Source organism: Arthrobacter sp. SPT-J7 (assembly GCF_059089965.1).
In genome coordinates, this window is sequence record NZ_JBNHFF010000277.1 from 1 (window position 1) to 3783 (window position 3783).

Genomic DNA, 3783 nt, shown 5'->3' on the forward strand with positions numbered 1-3783 from the left:
ATGACGTTGCGGAAAGCCGGGCGGTCGAACAGGGCCGTGGAGAGGATGTGCAGCATATAGAACCAGCCGCGCGTCTGTCCGATGTACTCCACGATGAAGTCGGCAGGGTTGTGGGTATCGAACCAGGCTTCGTTCTGGAAGGGGTAATGCACCTGGCCGTACGGCATGGAGCCGGAGTCGAACCAGACGTCCAGCACGTCCTCCACGCGGCGCATCACCGACTGGCCCTCTTCGGGCGTGCGGGGATCGTCCGGGTTGGGCCGCGTCAGTTCGTCGATGAACGGGCGGTGCAGGTCGACCTGGCCGTCCTTGTTCAGCGGGAGCCGGCCGAAGTCCGCCTCGATCTCGGCAAGTGAGCCGTATACGTCGGTGCGGGGGTATTCGGGGTCGCTGGACTGCCACACGGGGATGGGGCTGCCCCAGTAGCGGTTGCGGCTGATGGACCAGTCGCGGGCGTTTTCCAGCCACTTGCCGAACTGCCCGTCCTTGACGTTGCCGGGGATCCAGTTGATCTCCTGGTTCAACTCGGACATCCGGTCCTTGAACTTGGTGACCTCCACGTACCAGGAGGACACCGCCCGGTAGATCAGCGGGTTGCGGCAGCGCCAGCAGTGCGGGTAGCTGTGCTCGTAGCTGGCCTGGCGGACCAGGCGGCCCTGGGCGCGCAGCACCTGGGTGATCGGCTTGTTGGCTTCGAAGACCTGCAGGCCCACGATGTCGTGAAGGTCGCCGTGCTTGAAGAGCGGGAGGAATTTGGCGCCCTCGTCGACGGAAAGGATCACGGGGATGCCGGCCTCTTCGCAGACCTTCTGGTCGTCCTCGCCGTAGGCGGGTGCCTGGTGGACGATGCCGGTGCCGTCGGTGGTGGTGACGTAATCTGCCACCAGGATGCGCCAGGCATTCTCCATGCCGTATTTTTCGTTGTCGGCGAAGTCCTGCCACAGCGGCTGGTAGGCCAGGCCTTCCAGTTCCGCGCCCGTATGCGTGGACACGACGGCCGCCTGTGCTGCCTGGAAATCGTCGTAGCCCAGGTCCTTGGCGTAGCTGGCCAGCAGGTCCGCGGCGAGCAGGAAGCTGCCGCTGACGGGTGCGTCGGCTGCGGCTGCCTTGATGCCGTTGGGACCGGCGGGCAGCACGGCGTAGGTGATGGAAGGGCCGACGGCGAGCGCGGCGTTGGTGGGAAGGGTCCAGGGCGTGGTGGTCCAAGCGAGAGCCTGGACACCGGCCAGCTGCCGCGACAGTTCGGACTCCCCTGCGGTGATGGGGAAGGTCACCGTGACGGTCTGGTCCTGGCGGTTCTTGTAGACGTCGTCGTCCATGCGCAGCTCATGGTTGGACAGCGGGGTTTCGTCTTTCCAGCAGTACGGCAGCACGCGGTAGCCGTTGTAGGTCAGTCCTTTTTCGTGGAGTTGCTTGAACGCCCAGAGGACGGACTCCATGTACTCCACGTTGAGGGTCTTGTAGTCGTTGTCGAAGTCCACCCAGCGTGCCTGCCGGGTGACATAGCTGCGCCATTCGTCGGCGTACTTCATCACGGAGGCGCGGCAGGCATCGTTGAACTTGTCGATGCCCATGGCTTCGATCTGGGTCTTGTCTGTCATGCCCAGCTGCTTCATCGCTTCCAGCTCTGCCGGCAACCCGTGGGTGTCCCAGCCGAAGCGGCGCTCCACGCGCTTGCCGCGCTGGGTCTGGTAGCGGCCTACAAGGTCCTTCGCGTACCCCGTGAGCAAATGGCCGTAGTGCGGCAGCCCGTTGGCGAACGGGGGGCCGTCGTAGAACACGAACTCATTGCTGCCGGGTTCACCGCCGGGAACGTCCGCGCTGCGCTGGTCGATGCTGGCCTGGAAGGTGCCGTCCTGGTCCCAGTATCTGAGGATGCGCTCTTCGACTTCCGGGAACTTCACGGAGGCGGAAACGCCGGGCGTGCCACTGGCGGAGGCTGAGGCCTTGGGGTAATACGTCATTCTCGACATCCTGGGTTGAGCTTGGCGAACTGCCGGCTTGCGCCTGGCAGTTCCGTTCAGGATGCGAGGACGGCTGCCGTGTTGTCCTCCGGACCCCACGCCCACCGCGGTACCACCTCACTTACCGGCGCTGCCAGTTCCTTGGGAACGTGCCTGCTCCGGCCTCTCATTACTGCTGTGACGGGCTTACCCGTCCGGTTCTACTGACGCTCCCCGCCTGGCAGGTGGTTTGCGCGTTCTTCCGGAAGCTCACCGGTGATAGCCGGGTCGTAGCCGCTTACGAGTCTACTATTTCCCTGGCCGCGCCACCAATAACGTAGCGTGAGCAGAAACAAGGCGCTGGTGGGGGAACAGGAGGTGCCAAAGTCAGCCCTTACGGATCAGTTTATGGTTTGCGGCCTGCGCGACGGGGCGGATAACGATCTGGTCCAGGTTGACGTGGTGCGGGGCTGTCACGGCGTAGCGGACCACTTCCGCCACATCTTCTGCCGTCAGCGGCCTCTCCACCCCCTGGTAAACCTTTTCGGCGGCCTGCCGGTCGCCCAGCCGGTTCAGTGCGAATTCCTCGGTGTACACCAGCCCGGGAGCGACTTCGATGACCCGGAGGTTGTTTTCCGCTTCCTCGAGCCGCAGCGCCCCGGTCATGGCATGCTGGGCGAACTTGGCGGCGTTGTAGCCGCCTCCGCCCTCGTATGCAGCCAGGCCGGCCGTGGACGTCAGGTTCAGCACGGTACCTTCGCCGGTGGCGCGCAGCATCGGCAGGAACGCCCGGGTGAGCTTCATGGTGCCCAGCACGTTAACCCGGTACATCCACTCCCAGTCCTCGGTATTCGCGGAACCGATGGCATCCGCTCCCCGGGCGCCGCCGGCGATGTTGACCAGGGTGTCTATTCCCCCAGCTTCCGTCACCCGGGCAAGCAGCCGGGACACGTCGTCGTCCTCGGAAATGTCAGCAGGAATTCCGACGGCGCCCGTCTGGGCTTCGAGGGCGGCGAGGCGTTCCGCGCGGCGGGCTGCAGCGAACACTGTCCATCCCTGCGCTGCCAGGGCTCGGACGGTCGCCTCCCCGATTCCGCTGCTCGCGCCGGTCACCAAAGCTGCCTTTTTCTGGAAGTCCTGAGTCATGGCACCACCCTAGCGGCAGGCGTCCGGAGCATTCTGCCGCATGACACACGGCAACCGTGGCTGCAGCGCAGCCGCAGCGGACCGGCGGAAGGGCCTGTCCATGAAACAATTGTCAGATGGCTGAAGACACGCAGGGTACAGACACGCCCACCACCGCTCCCATCAACGTTCCGGATAAGCCGGCCCTCGAGGGCCTGGAAGCTGCCCTCACGCAGCGCTGGCTTGCCGAGGGGACCTACAAGTTCAACAGGGACACCTCCCGGGAGCAGGTCTACTCGATTGACACTCCCCCGCCCACGGCATCAGGATCGCTGCACGTGGGGCACATGTTCTCCTACACGCAGACGGACGTACTGGCGCGCTATCAGCGCATGACCGGCAAGAACGTTTTTTATCCGATGGGCTGGGACGACAACGGCCTGCCTACTGAACGCCGCGTGCAGAACTACTACGGCGTCCGCTGCGACCCCTCCATCCCGTACAACGCTGACTACCAGCCGCCGGCGCAGCCTGCGAAGAACCAGCGGGACTTCGACGTCGTTTCCCGCCGCAACTTCATCGAGCTGTGTGAAGAGCTTGCAGTCGAGGATGAGAAGGTCTTCGAAAACCTCTTCCAGACCCTTGGCCTGTCCGTGGACTGGGAACTCACGTACCGCACCATCGACGACAACTCGCGGGCAGTTTCGCAGCGCGC

General features: G+C 64.5%; 3 protein-coding genes. 1 reads left to right on the plus strand and 2 read right to left on the minus strand.

Annotated elements, in window-relative coordinates; all coding sequences use genetic code 11:
• Window positions 1–1964 (minus strand): isoleucine--tRNA ligase (ileS, locus tag AC5RWX_RS31265; protein WP_494100081.1); only part of this gene is annotated, 1964 nt, incomplete at its 3' end.
• A gap of 366 nt (window positions 1965–2330) precedes the next feature.
• Window positions 2331–3089, minus strand: a complete 759-nt coding sequence (locus tag AC5RWX_RS31270; RefSeq protein WP_494100082.1) for an SDR family oxidoreductase — start codon at window positions 3087–3089, stop codon at window positions 2331–2333.
• A 116-nt stretch (window positions 3090–3205) separates the two neighbouring features.
• Between AC5RWX_RS31270 and AC5RWX_RS31275 the strand changes: the two genes are divergently transcribed.
• On the plus strand, window positions 3206–3783 hold a 578-nt coding region (locus tag AC5RWX_RS31275; RefSeq protein ID WP_494100083.1), incomplete at its 3' end, for a class I tRNA ligase family protein.

Coding starts and splice junctions, on each gene's coding strand:
- AC5RWX_RS31270 (WP_494100082.1), bottom strand. CDS start 3,089: ATGACTCAGGACTTCCAGAAAAAGGCAGCTTTGGTGACCGGCGCGAGC.